This window comes from Pseudomonas sp. DTU_2021_1001937_2_SI_NGA_ILE_001, from assembly GCF_032463525.1.
In the GTDB taxonomy this organism is placed as follows: Bacteria; Pseudomonadota; Gammaproteobacteria; order Pseudomonadales; family Pseudomonadaceae; genus Aquipseudomonas.
Genome location: NZ_CP135971.1, coordinates 4,007,824 through 4,026,630, shown reverse-complemented (window position 1 = coordinate 4,026,630; position 18,807 = coordinate 4,007,824). Strand labels below are relative to the sequence as shown.

Below are 18,807 nucleotides of genomic sequence, written 5' to 3'. Positions count from 1 at the left end.
AGTTCAAGGAATAGGCCCCCAATCGGGCGGGGGAATGGGATATCGCCCTGACCGCGTCATCTCGAGCAGCTGTATTGTGCTCTGCTCCGAAACCCTCAGGTATTCCTGCCGCAGGCGCTGCATTTCGGTCTCGAGCTGCAGAACTTTGGAGCGCCTGAAATCAGGATCCAGCATGTTACTGTAGCTGCCCTCATAGGCTTTCAGCATATACTCCCGATACTGGATTTCGACATCAAGCGTCCTGATGCCACGAGGCCCCGGTTGCGCTCTGTACCAGGCCAGATCGGTATCGTTCCGTTTCAGGTGTTCGACAAACCCTTTGAAGCCCATCTGCCGTTGAGCGTCGGGGTCGTAGAAGTTCAGACGGTGCCCCTCTCCAAGCTCAAGTGTCCTGACGGAATTCGACGATGCAGAGGATTGAGTAGTCCTACCCTCCGCTGCAGCCACCCGAGTCATTCGCCTATGAAGCGCCTTCCGACTGCGGCTCGCCAATGAAGCCGCTCGCGGCACGCCTACCTCGGGGTCCCGCAGGAATGCCATTGCGAATTTCACATGCCCGCTCGGATCCTTGTGATTCAGCGGGTCCCCCTGACAATAGCCATACGCATTCAACCCACCGCCCCCAAACGGACTCAGACTGTCCGGACTGTTGAAGCGCATCAGCACCGGGTTGTAGGCCCGGTAGCCCTGCCCCAGCAGGTAATGCCCGGTCACCGGGTCGCGGCGCTCGCCATTGAAGCCCAGCAGGCTGTGCAGCCCGCCGCCCGGCGGGTGATAGCCATACGCGGCATACGCCTGGGCCTGGTGCTGGCCCGTCGTCAATGCATGCAACACCGACCCCGGCGCATCGGTGGCCAGCAGCGTGGCGTCCACCGCCTTGCCGCTGTGGATAAATTGCGCCACGGGCCGGTCAGCGGCATGCAGGAACGCATGGAACACGCCGCCGCGACTTTCGCCGGCCAGCCGCTTGCCCCGATAGAACAGCGGGTGCTCGGCACGGGTACGAATTCCTGAGGCAATGAGCCGATCGAGCGGGTCGTAGTGATAGCGGCACAGCAGCCGCTTCTGGATAGCCATGCAGGAATCCCCTGAACACGAGATCACCCGGCAATCGTCCAGCATTGTCCATGCATCTGCAGCTGACAGTGTTGAGAGGTCGCCTGCACAAGCGCTGCCTCCCTGGCCGCCTGGCAGCGTACAATGGCACCTTGCCCGCACCCGAGACCTGCACCATGAACCGCCCCGCCACGCCCCGCAAACCCCGCGCTGCAAGCCAGGCACGTATCGCCACGATACTCGCCGCAGCCCGTGAGCTGCTGGCCAGCGAGGGGGTTGGCAGCCTGTCCATCTACGGCGTGGCGGAGCGGGCGCAGATCCCGCCTTCTTCGGTTTACCACTTCTTCGCCAGTGTGCCGGCGCTGCTCGAAGCCCTGACCGCCGACGTGCATGCCGCCTTCCGTGCCGCGCTGCTGCAGCCGGTGGAGCACGACGCACTGCGCAACTGGCATGATCTTTCGCGGATCCTGGAGCTGCGCATCATGCGCATCTACCACGACGATGCGGCCGCCCGCCAGCTGATCCTGGCCCAACACGGCCTGGTCGAGGTCAGCCAGGCCGATCATCAGCACGATATCGAGCTGAGCCAGCTGCTCAAGGAAGTGTTCGATCGTCATTTCCACCTGCCGGCGCTACCCGCCGAGATCGACGTGTTCGCACTGGCCATGGAGTTGGGCGACCGGGTGTATGCCCGCTCGATGCAGCAGTTCGAGCAGATCACCCCACGCATGGCCGAGGAAGCCATGCGCGTGATGGATGCCTACCTGGGCCTGTATCTGCCGCCCTGCCTGCCAAAACGCCCAGATCCGCTCTGAGCGGCTTCAGCCGCAATACTGTTCAGTTAGGCCGGGCAGGAGCGGCTTCAGCCGCGAAGCGACCGCCTGTTCACAGCAGATGCAGTGAATTTCCTGGCGCTTTTCGCGGCTAAAGCCGCTCCCACCAAGCCACATAACGACTCACTGAACTGTATGGCGGCCAAGCCAAGCGACGATGCCCGCGAGCCGGTATCACAACTTGGCGATCGACACTTCAGTGGATTTGACGAAGGCGATCACCTCACTGCCAACGGCCAGCTCCAGCTCCTTGACCGAACGGGTGGTGATCACCGAGGTGACGATGCCCGAGGCGGTCTGCACGTCGATTTCCGACAGCACGTCGCCCTGAACGATTTCCTTGATGGTGCCTTTGAACTGGTTACGAACGTTGATGGCCTTGATAGTCATGAGGGTCTCTCCGGGTACGTGAACGATTAATTGGCCCAACGCAATTGCGTCGGCAGGGGTGAAACGGGTTCCGGTTGCGGTGGCGCGCCGGGCAGTGCCAGTACGCGGTCAAGCACCTGGCTTTCCAGAGCGGCCAGGCGCTGCGAGCCGCGCGCACGGGGTCGGGGCAGGTCGACGGGCAGGTCCAGGCCGATACGGCCCTCTTCGATAAGGATCACCCGGTCGGCCACCGCGACGGCCTCGGCCACGTCGTGGGTGACCAGCAGCACGGTGAAACCGTGCTGACGCCACAAATCTTCGATCAGTTGCTGCATCTCGATACGCGTCAATGCATCCAGCGCCCCCAGCGGCTCGTCGAGCAACAGCAGGCGCGGCTTGTGGATCAGCGCCCGGGCCAGGGCCACGCGCTGCTTCTGACCACCGGACAACGCGGCCGGCCACTCATCGGCACGCTCAGCCAGACCCACCGCGGCCAGGGCGTCCAGCGCCTGCGCACGCCAGTCGCCGCTCAGGCCGAGGCCGACGTTGTCGATGATCTTCTTCCAGGGCAGCAGGCGCGCTTCCTGGAACATCAGCCGGGTGTCGTCACGCGCTTCGCCAAGTGGCGCCGAACCGGCCAGCAGCTTGCCGCCAGTGGGCTGGTCGAGCCCGGCCAGCAGACGCAGCAGGGTGCTCTTGCCGCAACCACTGCGGCCAACCACGGCGACGAACTGCCCGGCCGGGATATGCAGGTCAATGTCCTTGAGCACCGTACGCTCGCCGAAGGCTTTCCTGAGCTGGCGGGCGCTCAGCGGAATACCGCGCAACAGGTGGTCGGGCTGAGGCTGTTTGAGACTGGTCATGCGGCACCGCCTTTTTGAGTCTGATAAGCCGGGTGCCAGCGCAGGCATACGCGCTCCAGGGCACGGGCGGCCAGGTCGGCGAGTTTGCCGAGCACGGCGTAGAGCACGATGGCCAGCACCACGACGTCGGTCTGCAGGAATTCACGGGCATTCATCGCCAGGTAGCCGATGCCGGAACTGGCCGAGATGGTTTCGGCAACGATCAGGGTCAGCCACATGAAGCCCAGGGCGAAGCGCACGCCCACCAGGATGGAGGGCATGGCGCCGGGCAGGATCACATGGCGGAACAGGGCGAAACCGGACAAGCCGTAGCTGCGCGACATTTCCACCAGTGCCGGGTCGATGTTGCGAATGCCGTGGTAGGTGTTGAGGTAGATCGGGAACAGCGTGCCGAGGGCCACCAGGAAGACCTTGGCGGTTTCGTCGATACCGAACCACAGGATCACCAGCGGGATCAGCGCCAGGTGCGGCACGTTGCGGATCATCTGCACCGAGCTGTCCAGCAGGCGCTCGCCCCAGCGAGTCAGGCCGGTGATGAAGCCCAGCGCCAGGCCAATGCCACCACCGATGGCGAAGCCGACGCCAGCACGCCAGCCGCTGATTGCCAGATGGGTCCAGATTTCACCGCTGGCCACCAGGCTGACGCCTGCCTCGACCACGGCACTGGGCGCCGGCAGGATCCGGGTGGACAGCCAACCGGCACTCACCGCCAGTTGCCAGACCGCCAGCAGCAGCACCGGCAGCGCCCAGGGTGCCAGCCTGTGCAGAGTTCGTTGGGAAGCACTGAGGCTCATGGAATCGTCTCCTTTCGAGAGCCGCTCAGGGGGCTTTCGCCACGGCGGCAGGGGGTGTCCAGATCACATCGGCGATGCGCAAGGGTTTGGGGATCAGCTTGAGCTGGAGAAAGGTGTCGGCGATCTTCTGCTGCGCCTCGACCACCTGCGGGGTAATGAAGTGCGCACCGTAGCCCTGGCGCTTCACTGAGGTGAGGGTGATATCGGCAGGCAGGCCCAGCAGCGGCGCGACCTGGCGGGTCACCTCGTCAGGGTTGGCCTGAGACCACTCGCCCACTGCACGAACCTCTTCGACCAGCGCCTGGATGACCTGAGGATGCTTCTGTGCGTAGGTTTTGGTGGCCAGGTAGAACTGATGGTTGTCGACGATACCGGCGCCATTGCGCAGCGTGCGCGCCTGCAGCTGCTGCTCGGCGGCGGCCTGGTACGGGTCCCAGATCACCCAGGCATCGACGCTGCCACGCTCGAAGGCGGCGCGGGCATCGGCTGGCGGCAGGAACACGGTCTGGATGTCGCTGTATTTCAGCCCAGCGTCTTCCAAGGCCCGCACCAGCAGGTAGTGCACATTGGAGCCCTTGTTCAGCACGACCTTCTTGCCCTTGAGATCCTGCACCGAGGTGACAGGCGAATCCTTGGGCACCAGAATCGCTTCGCTGGTCGGCGCAGGCGGCTCGTAGGCCACATACAGCAGGTCGGCGCCTGCGGCCTGGGCAAACACTGGCGGGGTCTCGCCGGTCACGCCGAAGTCGATGGAGCCCACGTTCAGGCCTTCCAACAGTTGCGGGCCGCCGGGGAATTCGGTCCATTGCACCTTCACGCCCTGCTCGGCCAGACGCTTCTCCAGCGTGCCCTTGGCCTTGAGCAGCACCAGGGTGCCGTACTTCTGGTAGCCGATACGCAGCTCTTCGGCCTGAGCCTGGGTCAGCACGCCGAGGCTCAAGGCGGTCGCCAGAAGCACGGCGAAACTGCGACGCAAGAAGGGGGTGCGCATGGCGCTCTCCTGGATGAGTATTTGAATGCAATCGACATTAGCAGTGATTTTTTATATCCATAAATCATATTTATTCATTTATTTATTCCCAAAAGAGATATACCCACACAGGCGCTTTCAACCGCGAAAAACGGGTCGCACTGGCGACTGAAACCCTTTTGAACAGGCAAAAAAAGGGCCGATCAGATCGGCCCGAAGAACCCCACTCAGGTTCGTGCTATTCGCGATTGGGTTGCGGCGTGAGGCGCAGGTAGGGCGTAACAGCCTGGTAGCCCTTGGGAAAACGTTGGCGAATCTCTTCCTCGTCCTTGACCGAGGGCACGATGACCACGTCATCACCCTCCACCCAGTTGGCCGGCGTGGCCACCTTGTAGTTGTCGGTCAATTGCAGGGAGTCGATGACCCGCAAAATTTCATGGAAGTTGCGTCCGGTGCTGGCCGGGTAGGTGATGATCAGCCGCACCTTCTTGTTCGGGTCGATGATGAACAGCGAGCGTACGGTGAAGGTGTCACTGGCGTTGGGATGGATCAGGTCGTAGAGGTCCGAGACCTTGCGATCGGCATCGGCAAGAATCGGGAAATTCACCTGGGTGTGCTGGGTGGTGTTGATGTCGTCGATCCACTTGATGTGTGAGTCGACCGGGTCCACGGACAAGGCGATGGCCTTGACCCCGCGCTTGGTGAATTCATCCTTCAAGCGTGCAGTGAAACCCAGCTCGGTGGTGCATACCGGCGTGAAGTCCGCCGGGTGAGAGAACAGCACCCCCCAACTGTCGCCCAGCCACTCGTGAAAGCGGATACGGCCTTCACTGGAGTCCTGTTCGAAGTCAGGGGCGATATCGCCAAGTCGCAGTGTCATGATAAAGCTCCTTGTCTGGCGTTGAAGGAAGGTGCTGTCTGTATCTAAGCCTACTGTGCCTGGACCTGCTGAAAATTAAAAAGAATAGATATCGATTTATATATTCGATTTTGAAATATAAAGGTTCAGGCAAAAAGAAGCCCCGCACAAGGCGGGGCTTCTCGGTCAGACGCTCAACACACTTACATGAAGTTGTAGGTGTAGTTGAAGATCAGACGGGTCTGGTCGGCGTTGGTCGAGTTGTTCAGACCATCGTCGCCACGGTACGAACCGTGACGCACGGTAGCGCCCAGGCCCTTGAGCGGACCGCTCTGGATCACGTAGTCGATACGCATGTCACGTTCCCACTCGGAGTACTCGCGACCGAAGGCGGCAGTGCCACGCGCGCCCTTGATGTCGTCACCGTGCAGGTAGGCGATACCGGCTTTCAGGCCTGGGATGCCGACCTTGGCGAAGTCATAGGAGTACTGACCGAAGGTGGTGTTTTCGCCGGCACGGATGAACTGGTTGATCATCGAGTCGGTGAACAGGTAGAAGCTGGCACCGCCGTTGCCTTCGTTGCGGCCACGGCCGTCAACCACGCCGCCTTGGTTCAGCTGGACGAAACCGCCGTCATCGCTGACCTGCTGGTAGCCGAGCATCAGCGCATGGCCACCCAGCGAGTAGGTGAACATCGCCGACCAGGTCTTGTTGTCGACTTCGCCAGGGGTCTTGGCATAGCCGCTGTTGTTGTTGAACAGGTAGCCGGCGGTGCCGCTGCTGTTCTTGCCATCGGAGCTGCTGTCGAAGTAGCGCAGGTCAGTCTTGAACGACTGGTTGTCGTCGATCTTGTAGACGTGTACCAGGCCCAGGAAGTGCTGCTTGTAGAAGTCTTCCAGGTTGGCGAAGTAGTACTGCAGGGTCAGGTCTTTGGTGACTTTCCAGTCAGCACCGGCGAAGCGGAACTGATCGCTGCCCTGGGTCGCGCCGTTGACCGACAGATCGGTCCAGTTCGACGAGGCACGGCCGATGCTCTTGTTCAGCTGACCGGCGGTGAAGGTCACGCCGTCCAGGTCCTTGGAAGTCAGGATGCCGCCCTCGAAGGCTTGTGGCAGCAGACGACCGTCGTTGGAGACCAGGATTGGCAGGTTGGGTGCCAGGGCGTTACCGACTTTCAGCTCGGTCTTGGAGAAACGAGCCTTGACGTTGGCGCCGACACGGCCCCAGTCGTCCACGGACGAACCGTCGGTGTCGGTAGGAACGAAGCTGTTGGAAGTGGCAGCGGTGTGGTGCTGGATGCCACCACCCAGGTGCAGACCCATTACAGCCTGGGCGTCCAGACCAAAGCCTACGGTGCCTTGGGTGAAGCCCGACGAGTAGTCGAATTTCAGGCCGGTAGCGGTCTCACGCTGGTCGCTGGCACGCACGCCTTCACGCAGATCGTTGTTGAAGTACAGGGTACGAGAACTTACGGATGCCTTGCTGTCTTCGATGAAACCGGCGGCGCCAGCCTGCTGGGCCAGAACGCCCATGGTTACGGCCAGGGCCAGGGTAGACTTCTTCATTAACTCGCTCCTCGTGAATCTAATTTTTGTATTCCATGGCGACGAGCCGGGCTCGGCCACCGCAGCCGCGCGATTAACACCAGGGCTGACCTCAGGGGTCAAGCTCGACCGGTATCTCGCGATTATTTGATCGGTCTGCGTCTTGTGATCGGTGCACGAGGGTGAAACTTGAGTGACACAAAAAAGAACTAATGACCTTATCCTTAGTGCTTTTAGCTATATGTCACAACCCGTGTCCAACCGACCGCCATGGAGTGTATCCACCAAACAAGCTAATGCCTAAAAAATATTTTATGACCGTTCGTCAGATCCTTTTGTTTGGGGTCAGCAGACGACCCTAAAAGCCCTCGAACGCGGCCGAAACGCTTGCACCATGCGCCTCGTAAAAAGATGAAAACCTATAAAAAACAATAAATTGAAAGACCTTTAGCAGCAATTGTGACAATTACCACCACTTACAGTGACACCTTTTATCGCCTGATCGAAAAAATTTCCGATCCTGCCTTTTCTCGCTCCTAGACGACTTTTCCTACTCGCCTCATACCTTGCATGAGCCGCGCGACTGAACGGTCGGACCTTTTGAGTGTCAGGCCCGATTTCGACTGGAAGGGCATAAAGAAGACGGGCGTGGGCCCTCCTGCCTCAGCATGGGGAGCCACACCCCCTCGGTGCGCAAAAAGTGTGCATAAACACTTGGGAAGACGCGAAGGCGGAGGGCGCATCAGGAGCCCTGTGGACGGGGGTCAGGCTCACGAGCCCCGTAATACAGGGGCTGGCGGCGTCCCTAAAAGAAAAAATCGCATTTTTTCGAAAAGCTGGCACGCCCTCTGCAATAACTCTGGCACCTACCCGTTTTGGGGGCCTTGGTACAGGCAGGCCGGGGATTCCCCTCTTTTATTGCTCACGGAGGCTGACTTCCAGCCTCCACTGCCCGTCCACTTCAGCCGTGCGCCAGTCGCCCTGCAGTGGACGGGCCGCCAGCAATGTCAGCACCAGTCCTTTCTTCGCACGCTCTACCCGCCACCGCGCGACCTTGCCGTCCATGCTCAGTTGCCCTTTCCACGGCTGACCCGCCGAGCCGAGATGCAGCACGATGGCGCCATCGACCACATCGCCCTGTACAGCCGGTTCTTCGTTGAACCACAACGCCAACCCCGTGGGCAGCTCCTCGATGCGCTGCAGTTCGACAGGCTCCGGTTGGGTGACCCGACCGATCATCATGCCCACGCAAAAGCCGACGATGGCCATCGAGCCCAGCACTCGGGGCCAGAACTTCGGCCTGGGGTCCTCTTCAGGGGTAGAATGCACCCCGTCCTTTTGTTCGGAGCCGTGCATGTTTCACGTGATCCTTTTTCAACCAGAAATTCCGCCGAATACCGGCAATGTGATAAGGCTCTGTGCCAACAGCGGCTGCACCCTGCACCTGATCGAACCCTTGGGCTTCGAACTGGATGACAAGCGCCTGCGCAGGGCCGGGCTGGATTACCACGAGTATGCCACGCTGCAGACCCATGCCGACCTCGCCAGTTGTCTTGAGAAGCTCGGCCAGCCACGGCTGTTCGCCTTTACCACCAAGGGTTCGCGGCCCTTCCATGACGTGTCCTTCCAGCCCGGCGACGCCTTTGTGTTCGGCCCGGAAAGCCGCGGCTTGCCCGCCGAAGTGCTGGACACCTTCACCCCGGAACGCCGCCTGCGTCTGCCGATGCGCGAAGGCTGCCGCAGCCTCAACCTGTCCAACACCGTGGCGGTGGCGGTCTACGAGGCGTGGCGCCAGCAAGGGTTCGCCTGAGCCTAGCCACTGACCGCTCGCCTCCAGGCTGGCGAGCCGCATAAAAAAAGCGCCGACAAGGCGCTTTTTTTCATCAGCGGAGCCAATCAGGCCGAAGGCGCTTCGCCCGACTCCTGCATGCGCTGCAGCTCTTGGGCATACAGGGCATCGAAGTTGACCGGCGACAGCATCAGCGCCGGGAACGAGCCACGCACCACCAGGCTGTCGATTGCCTCACGTGCGTACGGGAACAGGATGTTCGGGCAGAACGCGCCCAGGGTATGGCTCATGGACGCGGCATCCAGCCCCTTGATCATGAAGATACCGGCCTGCTGCACTTCGACGATGAAGGCGACTTCGTCACCGTTGTTGACGGTCACCGACAGGGTCAGCACCACTTCGTAGAAATCGTTTTCCAGGGCTTTCTGGCGGGTGTTCAGGTCCAGGCTGACCGAAGGCGTCCACTCCTGGCGGAAGATCGCCGGGCTTTTCGGGGCTTCGAACGACAGGTCACGAACATAGAGACGCTGCAGGGAGAACTGTGGCGCGCTGTCTTCGTTAGCGACGGCGCCGTTGTTGGTTTGTTCGGTCATGTCGGATCCTTATCGAGAATAACGAGTTGCAGGTAATGGGTTCAGGCCTGGAGCAGCAAGTCGAGCTTGCCGGCGCGTTCCAGGGCGAACAGGTCATCGCAGCCGCCCACGTGGGTCGCGCCGATCCAGATCTGCGGCACCGAGGTGCGCCCGGCTTTCTCGGCCATGGCGGCGCGCACCTGGGGCTGGCCATCGACGCGAACTTCCTTGAACGCGACGTTCTTGCTGTTCAGCAATTGCTTGGCGCGCATGCAATAGGGGCAGTAGTCGCTGGAATAGACGATGACGTCGGCCATTTCACTTCACCAGAGGCAGGTTGTCGGCGCGCCAGCTGGAAATGCCGCCGGACAGTTTGGCCGCCTTGAAGCCGGCCTTGATCAGCTCGCGAGCGGTGGTGCCCGCATGCTGGCCCATGGCATCGACCAGGATCAGCGTCTTGTCCTTGTGCTTGTTCAGCTCGGCGGTACGGCTCAGCAGTTTGTCCTGCGGGTAGTTCAGGGCACCGACGATATGGCCGGCGGCAAACTCCTTGGCAGGACGCACATCGATGACCACGCCCTGGTCGCTATTGACCAGCGCGGTCAGCTGGCCGGTGCTGACACTGCTGGCGCCCTTGCTCATCTCGTAGGCGATCAGCAGGGCCAGCAGAATCACGAAAGCGCCGGCGATCAGGTAGTGGTGGGTGACGAATTCAAGCAGGTGAGCAACCATCTCTAGGTTCCAGGGCGTTAAAAATGCCGGCCAGTATACACAGCGTCCGAAGCTCTGTTGACGTTTCAGCGCACAGCCCGACGACACGGCACGAGCAAAGTCCGCCTGGCCGTGACTCCTGGGGAACTTGTCCTTAAAATGCCGATCTTTTCCCTACTTCCCATTTTGCAAAGCAGGCCGCTCGCGAACGGGTTCGCCCCCACGCCCATGCAGCCGGCAAACGAGGGTTTCTATGACTGCTGCGCCAAAACCTCTGGTTCTGATCATTCTCGACGGCTTCGGCCACAGCGAGAATCCCGAAGGCAACGCCATCATGGCCGCCAGGATGCCAGTCATGGAGCGCCTCTATGCCACCCAGCCGCACGGCCTGATTTCCGGCTCGGGCATGGATGTCGGCCTGCCTGACGGGCAGATGGGCAACTCCGAGGTCGGCCACATGAACCTCGGCGCCGGCCGCGTGGTTTACCAGGACTTCACCCGAGTCACCAAGGCCATCCGTGACGGCGAGTTCTTCGAGAACCCGGCCATCTGCACCGCCGTCGACAAGGCCGTGGGCGCCGGCAAGGCCGTACATATCATGGGCCTGCTCTCCGACGGTGGCGTGCACAGCCACCAGGACCACCTGGTAGCCATGGCCGAACTGGCTGCCAAGCGCGGTGCCGAGAAAATCTACCTGCACGCCTTCCTCGATGGCCGCGACACACCGCCGCGCAGCGCCCAGGGCTCCATCGAACTGCTCGACCAGACTTTCGCCCGCCTGGGCAAAGGCCGTATCGCCACGCTGATAGGCCGCTACTTCGCCATGGACCGTGACAATCGCTGGGACCGTGTTTCGGCGGCCTACAACCTGATCGTCGACGGCGCTGCCGAATTCACCGCGCAAAGCGCTGTGGCCGGCCTGCAGGCCGCCTACGCCCGCGATGAAAGCGACGAGTTCGTCAAGGCCACCGCCATTGGCGAAAAAGTCACCGTCGAAGACGGCGACGCCGTGGTGTTCATGAACTTCCGCGCCGACCGTGCCCGCGAGCTGAGCCGCGTGTTCGTCGAGAACGACTTCAAGGAATTCGCCCGCGCGCGCCAGCCGAAGGTCGAGTACGTGATGCTCACCCAGTACGCCGCGAGCATTCCGGCCCCTGCTGCGTTCGCTCCCGGCAGCCTGAAGAACGTCCTGGGCCAGTACCTGGCCGACCACGGCAAGACCCAGCTGCGCATCGCCGAAACCGAGAAGTACGCCCACGTGACCTTCTTCTTCTCCGGTGGCCGCGAAGAGGAATTCCCTGGTGAAGAACGCATTCTGATCCCATCGCCGAAGGTCGCCACCTACGACCTGCAACCGGAGATGAGCGCGCCGGAAGTCACCGACCGCATCGTCGACGCCATCGAGCACCAGCGCTACGACGTGATCATCGTCAACTACGCCAACGGCGACATGGTCGGCCACAGCGGCGTGATGTCTGCCGCCGTGAAGGCCGTGGAATGCCTCGACGATTGCCTGGGCCGCATCACCGGTGCCCTGGACAAGGTGGGTGGCGAAGCGCTGATCACCGCCGACCATGGCAACGTCGAACAGATGACCGACGACACTACCGGCCAGGCGCACACCGCGCACACCTCCGAACCCGTGCCGTTCATCTACTACGGCAAGCAGCCGCTGAAGGTCCGCGAAGGCGGCGTACTGGCCGATGTTGCCCCCACCCTGCTGCTGTTGCTGGGCCTGGACAAGCCGGAAGAAATGACCGGCCATTCGATCCTGGTACCCAACTGACGGACAGGCCCTTGAGCAGGCTTGCTGGTGAATGGCTCGACCGCCCTATCGCCAGCCAGCCCGTTCCCACAGGTGACAAGGCCCTTTCGCCGCCAAGTTCGCGTCAAAAAGCAGCTATCAACCGGTCAGCCGGACATTTGTTTTACCGGATATGGCGGGCATACTAGGCCCGTCGCTTTTCTCACTCTTGCTCGGTATCGCCCATCAACATGCTCCGCGTCCTGACCGCCCTTGTTCTGATCTGCCTGCTCAACCCGGCATTCGCCGAGGATGAGCGCGCCCAGACGCAAAAACAGATTGAAGCCGCACGCCAGGATATTGCCGAGCTGCAAAAGACCCTCAGCAAGCTGCAGGCCGAAAAGAGCGGGGTCCAGAAAGACCTGCGCACCACCGAAACCGAGATGGGCAAGTTGGAAAAGCAGGTCGAGGTCCTGCAGAACGAACTAAAAAAGACCGAAGTCGAGCTGCAGAAGCTCGACCATGAAAAACAGCAACTGAACAACGCCAAGCTCGATCAGCAACGCCTGATCGCCATCCAGGCGCGTGCCGCCTACCAGAGTGGCCGCCAGGAATACCTCAAGCTGCTGCTCAACCAGCAGCACCCGGAAAAATTCGCCCGCACCCTCACCTACTACGACTTCCTGAGCAAGGCACGCTTGCAGCAGCTGGAGCAGTTCAACCAGACACTGCGCCAGCTGGCCAAGGTCGAAAAGGACATCGACCTGCAACAGGCCCAGTTGCTGGTGCAGAAAAGCGACCTGGAAACCCGTAACGAAGAGCTCGCCAAGGTCCGCGAAGAGCGGCAGAAGGCCCTGGCCAAGCTCAACCAGGACTACAAGTCCGGCGACCAGAAGCTGCAGGCCCGCCAGCAGGAGCAGGCCGAGCTGAACAACGTGCTCAAGACCATCGAGGAAACCCTCGCCCGCCAGGCACGCGAAGCCGAAGAAGCGCGCCAGCGCGCCCTGGCCGCCGAGCGCGAGGCCGAGGAAAAGCGCAAGCGCGAGGCCCTGGCGCGCAACAGCCGCGACGACGATGAGCCTGCCCCCAAACGCCCGGCTCGCACCCCCGGTATCGCGGTGTCCAGCGACGGCGCGGTGTATGGCGGGGCCTTTGCAGAAGCCCGGGGTAAACTTCCGTGGCCGATCAATGGTCGATTGCTTGCACGCTTCGGTGAAGCCCGTGGCGACGATGAACGTTCACGCTGGGACGGTGTGATGATCAGCGCCGCTGCGGGCAGCCAGGTTCATGCGGTGCACGGTGGGCGCGTGGTGTTCGCCGACTGGTTGCGCGGCGCCGGACTTCTGGTCATTCTCGACCACGGTAATGGCTATTTGAGCCTGTACGGCCACAATCAAAGCCTGCTCAAGCAGGCCGGTGACATCGTCAAGGCCGGTGAAGCGATCTCCACGGTAGGCAACAGTGGCGGTCAGGACACTTCGGCGCTGTATTTCGCCATTCGTCAGCAGGGTCGCCCGACCGACCCGGCGCAATGGTGCCGTTCTCATGGATAAGGCGGCACCACTTTGATCAGGAGCTTGTCAGACATGCTGCATTTGCCCCGCCTCACCTCGCTGGCCCTGGCGACCGCTCTCGTGGCCGGAGCCCCATGGGCGCATGCCGCCGAGCCGGCTCCGGCCGCCAAACCGGCGGCGGCACCTGCTGCAGCCAATGCCAAGGCGCCTCTGCCGCTGGACGAGCTGCGCACCTTCGCCGAGGTGCTGGACCGGGTCAAAGCGGCCTATGTCGAGCCGGTGGACGACAAGACCCTGCTGGAAAACGCCATCAAGGGCATGCTCAGCAACCTCGACCCGCATTCTGCCTACCTCGGCCCTGAAGACTTCCAGGAGCTGCAGGAAAGCACCAGCGGCGAGTTTGGCGGCCTGGGCATCGAGGTGGGCGTCGAGGACGGCTACGTCAAGGTGGTCTCGCCCATCGATGACACCCCGGCTTCGCGTGCCGGCATCGAGGCCGGCGATCTGATCGTCAAGATCAACGGCGCGCCGACCCAGGGCCAGACCATGCAGGAAGCCGTGGACAAGATGCGCGGCAAGATTGGCGAGAAGATCACCCTGACCCTGGTGCGCGACGGCGGCAACCCCTTCGACGTGACCCTGGCGCGGGCCGTCATCCAGGTCAAGAGCGTCAAGTCGCAGCTGCTCGAGAGCGGCTATGGCTATATCCGCATCACCCAGTTCCAGGTCAAGACCGGCGATGAAGTGGGCAAGGCCCTGGCCCGCCTGCGCAAGGACAACGGCAACAAGAAGCTCAGCGGCATCATCCTCGACCTGCGCAACAACCCCGGCGGGGTGCTGCAGTCGGCGGTGGCGGTGGCCGACCACTTCCTGACCAAGGGCCTGATCGTCTACACCAAGGGCCGCATCCCCAACTCCGAGCTGCGTTTTTCTGCCGACCCGGCCGATGCCAGCGAAGGCGTACCGCTGGTGGTGCTGATCAACGGTGGCAGCGCCTCGGCCTCGGAGATCGTCGCCGGCGCCCTGCAAGACCAGAAGCGCGGCATCCTGATGGGCACCGACACCTTCGGCAAGGGCTCGGTGCAGACCGTACTGCCGCTGAACAACGACCGCGCGCTGAAGATCACCACGGCGCTGTACTACACCCCCAACGGTCGCTCCATCCAGGCCCAGGGCATCAGCCCGGACATCGTGGTACGGCGCGGCAAGGTCACCAGCGAGGCCGACGGCGAGAACTACAAGGAAGCCGACCTGTACGGGCATCTGGGCAATGGCAACGGCGGTGCCGACAAGCCGACGGTCAAGGGCAGCACCCCGGCCAAGTCCCGTCCGCAGGATGAGGACTATCAGCTCAACCAGGCACTCAGCCTGCTCAAGGGCCTGAGCGTCACCCGCGGCAACTGATGCGCCTGCTGCAACTGGGGCTGGCCCTGCTGCTGGCCGCCGCTTCGCTTGGAGCGGTGGCCGGTGAACCCGCCAAGGCCTACCTGAGCCTGATCATCGATGACCTGGGGCAGAATCCCGACCGGGACAGCCGCACCCTGGCCCTGCCCGGCCCAGTGACCCTGGCGATCATGCCCGACACGCCTCACGCCAGCGAGTTCGCCCGGCAGGCCCACAAGGCCGGCAAGACGGTGATTCTGCACATGCCGATGGACCCGGCCACCGGCCCCTATGCCTGGCACCCCGGCCTGCCGACCAGCGAACTGGAAAGCCGTCTGAATGCCGCGCTGCTCAAGGTGCCTTTCGCCGCCGGGATCAACAACCACATGGGCAGCCGCATGACCGCCGAGCCCCAGGCCATGGCTTGGCTGATGGAAGAGCTGCAGCGCCGCCACCTGTTTTTCGTCGACAGTCGCACCAGCGCCAGGACCGTCGCCGCCGCCCAGGCGCAGCGCATCGGGCTGGCCAGCGTATCCCGCGACGTGTTCCTCGACGACGAGCGCACCGCCGAGGCCATCACCCGCCAGTTGCGCAGCGCCATCGACCTGGCCCGCAAGCAGGGCTCGGCCGTGGTCATCGGCCACCCCTACCCGGTGACCCTGGACGTGCTGGAGCGCGAACTGCCCAAGCTCAAGGCTCAGGGCATAGAATGGATCGAGCTGCGGCACATGATCGGCGAGCGGGGCAACCGGGCCATGGGCGCACACGGCAAGAACGGCCTCTATCGTTGAGGCCTGAAGGCAATACTGTTCGCTCAAGCGGCATGTGGCCCGGTGGGAGCGGCTTTAGCCGCGAAAGCGCTAGGAAATTCACCGCACCCTTTGTGAACATGCGGTCGCTTCGCGGCTCAAGCCGCTCCTACCCGATCCAACTGACCTAAAGGTACTTATCCATGATGCGCTCGATGCGGCCTTCGGCGCGCATCTGATCCAGCGCTTTCTGCAGGCGATCGACAATGCTTTGCGGAGTGTCCTTGTTCAACGCCAGGTAAAGCTCGGCCTTCTGGAAGCGCAGCACGGTCTTCAGCCCGGTGATGCCTTCCTGGCGTGCCAGGTAGCGCCCCACGGGGTCGGCGGTGGCCCACAGGTCGATCTGGCCGCTTTGCAGGCGCTTGGGATTGTCCTGGTCGCGCAGCATCAATACCGGATCGAAGCCCTTGAGAGCCAGGTGCTCGGCAATCGCGTCGCCCTTGTAGGCACCGATACGGTAGCCACGGGCTTCGGCCAGCTTGTTCAGCGAAGTGATCGGGCTGTCGCTGCGCGCCAGCAGCACCCAGTCGACCGGCGCCAAGGGCCCGACCCACTTGAAGAGGTGCTCCCGTTCAGGGGTACGGATGGTGGAGAACACGCCATAGCCAGGCTTTTCCAGCGCCAGCTTGTAGACGCGGTCCCAGGGAAAACGCAGGGTCAGGTTGTAGTCGATACCGGCACGCTTGAAGGTCTCGCGCATGATCTCTACGGAGATGCCGTCGAGGTTGGCGTCCTGGGCGAAGTTCTTGCCGTCTACCGCCATGTTGTAGGGCGGGTAGTTCTCGGTCAGCAGAACGATTTGCTGAGTAGCCACTTCGGCGCTGCGAGCCAGTGGACTCAAGAAAGGGAGCAAGCCAATCAGTACCAGCAGAAGACCCTTGAACATGACACTGGATCCCAAACATGACGACCGTTGCAGAGTGCCGCGAAGCGGGAGGGCTGTCTACCGCAATGACACCCAGGCCGATGTCATGGCGCTCGCCCCCGGCTCGTTTCAGCGCACCACGATACCGCGTTCGGCCATGTAGGCCTTGGCTTCAGGGACGGTGTACTCACCGAAGTGGAAGATGCTCGCCGCCAGTACCGCGCTGGCATGGCCTTCCAGTACGCCGGCGGCCAGGTGCTCCAGATTGCCGACGCCGCCGGAGGCGATGACCGGGATGCCCAGCGCATCGCTGATCGCGCGGGTCACGCCCAGGTCGAAACCGTTCTTCATGCCGTCCTGGTCCATGCTGGTCAGCAGGATCTCGCCGGCGCCCAGGCCTTCCATCTTCTTCGCCCATTGCACGGCATCCAGGCCGGTAGGCTTGCGCCCGCCGTGGGTGAAGATCTCCCAACGCGGCGTTTCACCCGGCGCGGAAACCTTCTTGGCGTCGATGGCGACCACGATGCACTGCGAGCCGAAACGTGCCGCAGCCTCGCCGACGAACTCGGGATTGAACACCGCGGCGGTGTTGATCGAGACCTTGTCGGCACCGGCGTTGAGCAGGTTACGGATGTCCTGCACGGTACGCACGCCACCGCCTACGGTCAGCGGGATGAACACCTGGCTGGCCATGCGCTCGACGGTGTGCAGCGTGGTGTCACGGCCATCGACACTGGCGGTGATGTCCAGGAAGGTGATCTCGTCCGCGCCCTGTTCGTTGTAGCGTCGGGCGATCTCCACCGGGTCGCCGGCGTCGCGGATGTTCTCGAACTTGACGCCCTTGACCACACGACCGTTGTCGACGTCCAGGCAAGGGATGATGCGTTTGGCCAGGGCCATGGAGGGCTCCTTCGAAGCGCTACAAGCTTGAAGCTACAAGCGGCAAGCTGAAGCAAATCACGTTGTAGGGGATAACGCCTGCGGCAAGCAGAACGGATTGCTCTGCCTGCCGTTTGCAGCTCGCGGCTATCAGTTGGCGTAGTTGTCGCAGAAAGCCTGGGCTTCGGCGACGTCGAGGGTGCCTTCGTAGATCGCCCGGCCAGTGATGGCGCCGATGATACCGGGGGTCCTGGCGTCCAGCAGGGCCTGGATGTCGCCCAGGTTGTGAATGCCGCCCGAAGCGATCACTGGAATACGCGTGGCCTGGGCCAGGGCGGCGGTGAAGGGCACGTTGCAGCCCTGCATCATGCCGTCCTTGGCGATGTCGGTGTAGACGATCGCCGAGACGCCATCGGCCTCGAAACGCTTGGCCAGGTCGATGACCTGCACACTGCTGACCTCGGCCCAGCCGTCGGTGGCGACGAAACCGTCCTTGGCATCCAGGCCGACGATGACCTTGCCCGGGAAGGCGCGGCAGGCTTCGGCGACGAATTCCGGCTGCTTGACCGCCTTGGTGCCGATGATCACGTAGCTGACGCCCGCCTTGACGTAATGCTCGATGGTTTCCAGCGAGCGAATGCCCCCACCGATCTGGATCGGCAGCTGCGGGTAGCGCCTGGCGATGGCGGTGACCACTTCACCGTTGACCGGCTGGCCTTCGAAAGCGCCATTGAGGTCGACCAGGTGCAGACGGCGGCAGCCGCCGTCGACCCATTTGGCGGCCATGCTCACCGGGTCATCGGAAAACACCGTGGAATCTTCCATGCGGCCCTGGCGCAGGCGCACACAGGCGCCGTCTTTGAGGTCGATTGCAGGAATAATGAGCATTCTTTTTCCTTGGTAAAAAGGGCTGCAAGCTTCAAGCGGCTAGCTGCAAGCATGCGCAGGTGTCTGTTCTTGCAGCCTGAAGCCTGGAGCTTGCAGCTGCTCTTTCAATCTTTCTCCAGTGCCCACAGGTCGCTTTCGAGGCTCTCGACGCGCTCCCTGAGCAACTGCTGGGCATCGAAGATCGCCCGGTTGTAGTAGTGCGGCGCGATTTCGCGGGCGAACAGTTCCAGGACCTCGGCCACCTCGAACGACCCCAACTGCAGCTCGAAGCGCTCGGCGAACAGGCGCTGCAGCTTGCGGGTCGCGTCCTGCTCCTGCTCGGCGGTCAGGGTCAGGATCGGCGCACGGGCCTTGCTACGGCTCAT

The 18,807-nt window shown here is 62.4% G+C and carries 21 protein-coding genes; 6 read left to right on the top strand and 15 right to left on the bottom strand.

The window, feature by feature from the left end:
- Positions 1-3: 3 nt before the first annotated feature.
- Positions 4-1,077, bottom strand: a complete 1,074-nt coding sequence (locus RRX38_RS17495; protein WP_315960070.1) for an RHS repeat-associated core domain-containing protein — start codon at positions 1,075-1,077, stop codon at positions 4-6.
- Between the two features lie 155 nt (positions 1,078-1,232).
- Between RRX38_RS17495 and RRX38_RS17490 the strand changes: the two genes are divergently transcribed.
- Entirely contained in the window at positions 1,233-1,871 is a 639-nt protein-coding gene (locus tag RRX38_RS17490) for a TetR/AcrR family transcriptional regulator (protein ID WP_315960069.1), read from the top strand.
- Positions 1,872-2,063: 192 nt separating this feature from the next.
- On the opposite strand, the gene RRX38_RS17485 is transcribed toward RRX38_RS17490, so the two are convergent.
- The 7 genes from RRX38_RS17485 to RRX38_RS17455 form a co-directional block, all read right to left on the bottom strand.
- On the bottom strand, positions 2,064-2,279 hold the full coding sequence (locus tag RRX38_RS17485) for a molybdopterin-binding protein (protein WP_025262382.1): 216 nt from the start codon (positions 2,277-2,279) through the stop codon (positions 2,064-2,066).
- Positions 2,280-2,305: 26 nt separating this feature from the next.
- A complete protein-coding gene (gene ssuB / locus RRX38_RS17480) occupies positions 2,306-3,121 on the bottom strand; it encodes an aliphatic sulfonates ABC transporter ATP-binding protein (RefSeq protein WP_295477870.1) in 816 nt (271 codons plus the stop codon).
- Positions 3,118-3,915, bottom strand: a complete 798-nt coding sequence (gene ssuC / locus RRX38_RS17475) for an aliphatic sulfonate ABC transporter permease SsuC (protein ID WP_295477867.1) — start codon at positions 3,913-3,915, stop codon at positions 3,118-3,120. The genes ssuB and ssuC overlap by 4 nt, the downstream gene beginning before the upstream one ends.
- 25 nt (positions 3,916-3,940) lie before the next feature.
- Positions 3,941-4,906, bottom strand: a complete 966-nt coding sequence (locus RRX38_RS17470) for a sulfonate ABC transporter substrate-binding protein (RefSeq protein WP_315960068.1) — start codon at positions 4,904-4,906, stop codon at positions 3,941-3,943.
- Between the two features lie 217 nt (positions 4,907-5,123).
- Positions 5,124-5,765: a peroxiredoxin gene (locus RRX38_RS17465; RefSeq protein WP_295477862.1), complete on the bottom strand. Its 642-nt coding sequence runs from the start codon at positions 5,763-5,765 to the stop codon at positions 5,124-5,126.
- A 182-nt stretch (positions 5,766-5,947) separates the two neighbouring features.
- Positions 5,948-7,309, bottom strand: a complete 1,362-nt coding sequence (locus RRX38_RS17460) for an OprD family porin (protein ID WP_315960067.1) — start codon at positions 7,307-7,309, stop codon at positions 5,948-5,950.
- Between the two features lie 894 nt (positions 7,310-8,203).
- Positions 8,204-8,644, bottom strand: coding sequence for a hypothetical protein (locus tag RRX38_RS17455; RefSeq protein WP_315960066.1), 441 nt, complete (start codon positions 8,642-8,644; stop codon positions 8,204-8,206).
- Between RRX38_RS17455 and trmL the strand changes: the two genes are divergently transcribed.
- Positions 8,643-9,098 carry a tRNA (uridine(34)/cytosine(34)/5-carboxymethylaminomethyluridine(34)-2'-O)-methyltransferase TrmL gene (trmL, locus tag RRX38_RS17450; protein ID WP_315960065.1) on the top strand — a complete coding sequence of 152 codons (456 nt, stop codon included), beginning with the start codon at positions 8,643-8,645 and terminating at the stop codon, positions 9,096-9,098. The genes RRX38_RS17455 and trmL overlap by 2 nt on opposite strands.
- 86 nt (positions 9,099-9,184) lie before the next feature.
- On the opposite strand, the gene secB is transcribed toward trmL, so the two are convergent.
- Genes secB through RRX38_RS17435 form a run of 3 tightly spaced genes read right to left on the bottom strand, consistent with a single transcriptional unit; the run spans position 9,185 to position 10,381 of the window.
- The gene (secB, locus tag RRX38_RS17445) at positions 9,185-9,670 is read right to left on the bottom strand and encodes a protein-export chaperone SecB (RefSeq protein WP_295477851.1); all 486 of its coding nucleotides are present in this window, start codon (positions 9,668-9,670) and stop codon (positions 9,185-9,187) included.
- A 41-nt stretch (positions 9,671-9,711) separates the two neighbouring features.
- A complete protein-coding gene (gene grxC / locus RRX38_RS17440; RefSeq protein WP_295477848.1) occupies positions 9,712-9,966 on the bottom strand; it encodes a glutaredoxin 3 in 255 nt (84 codons plus the stop codon).
- Position 9,967: 1 nt separating this feature from the next.
- On the bottom strand, positions 9,968-10,381 hold the full coding sequence (locus RRX38_RS17435) for a rhodanese-like domain-containing protein (RefSeq protein ID WP_295477844.1): 414 nt from the start codon (positions 10,379-10,381) through the stop codon (positions 9,968-9,970).
- 232 nt (positions 10,382-10,613) lie between these two features.
- Here RRX38_RS17435 and gpmI point away from each other — a divergent pair, with 232 nt between their 5' ends.
- The 4 genes from gpmI (at position 10,614) to RRX38_RS17415 (ending at position 15,792) form a co-directional block, all read left to right on the top strand.
- Positions 10,614-12,146 (top strand): 2,3-bisphosphoglycerate-independent phosphoglycerate mutase, encoded by a 1,533-nt coding sequence (gpmI, locus tag RRX38_RS17430; RefSeq protein WP_315960064.1) that lies wholly within the window; start codon positions 10,614-10,616, stop codon positions 12,144-12,146.
- Between the two features lie 209 nt (positions 12,147-12,355).
- Entirely contained in the window at positions 12,356-13,657 is a 1,302-nt protein-coding gene (locus RRX38_RS17425) for a murein hydrolase activator EnvC (protein WP_315960063.1), read from the top strand.
- Between the two features lie 33 nt (positions 13,658-13,690).
- Positions 13,691-15,022 (top strand): S41 family peptidase, encoded by a 1,332-nt coding sequence (locus RRX38_RS17420; protein ID WP_295477836.1) that lies wholly within the window; start codon positions 13,691-13,693, stop codon positions 15,020-15,022.
- Positions 15,022-15,792 carry a divergent polysaccharide deacetylase family protein gene (locus RRX38_RS17415; protein ID WP_315960062.1) on the top strand — a complete coding sequence of 257 codons (771 nt, stop codon included), beginning with the start codon at positions 15,022-15,024 and terminating at the stop codon, positions 15,790-15,792. The genes RRX38_RS17420 and RRX38_RS17415 overlap by 1 nt, the downstream gene beginning before the upstream one ends.
- Positions 15,793-15,937: 145 nt before the next feature.
- On the opposite strand, the gene RRX38_RS17410 is transcribed toward RRX38_RS17415, so the two are convergent.
- The 4 genes from RRX38_RS17410 to RRX38_RS17395 all read right to left on the bottom strand — a co-directional run bounded on the left by RRX38_RS17410 (position 15,938) and on the right by RRX38_RS17395 (position 18,807).
- Positions 15,938-16,696, bottom strand: coding sequence for an ABC transporter substrate-binding protein (locus RRX38_RS17410; protein WP_315960061.1), 759 nt, complete (start codon positions 16,694-16,696; stop codon positions 15,938-15,940).
- A 108-nt stretch (positions 16,697-16,804) separates the two neighbouring features.
- The gene (gene hisF, locus RRX38_RS17405) at positions 16,805-17,575 is read right to left on the bottom strand and encodes an imidazole glycerol phosphate synthase subunit HisF (RefSeq protein ID WP_315960060.1); all 771 of its coding nucleotides are present in this window, start codon (positions 17,573-17,575) and stop codon (positions 16,805-16,807) included.
- Between the two features lie 129 nt (positions 17,576-17,704).
- Positions 17,705-18,442: a 1-(5-phosphoribosyl)-5-[(5-phosphoribosylamino)methylideneamino]imidazole-4-carboxamide isomerase gene (gene hisA / locus RRX38_RS17400; protein WP_295472094.1), complete on the bottom strand. Its 738-nt coding sequence runs from the start codon at positions 18,440-18,442 to the stop codon at positions 17,705-17,707.
- A 104-nt stretch (positions 18,443-18,546) separates the two neighbouring features.
- Complete coding sequence (locus tag RRX38_RS17395; protein WP_295472096.1) at positions 18,547-18,807, bottom strand: DUF2164 domain-containing protein; 261 nt, start codon at positions 18,805-18,807, stop codon at positions 18,547-18,549.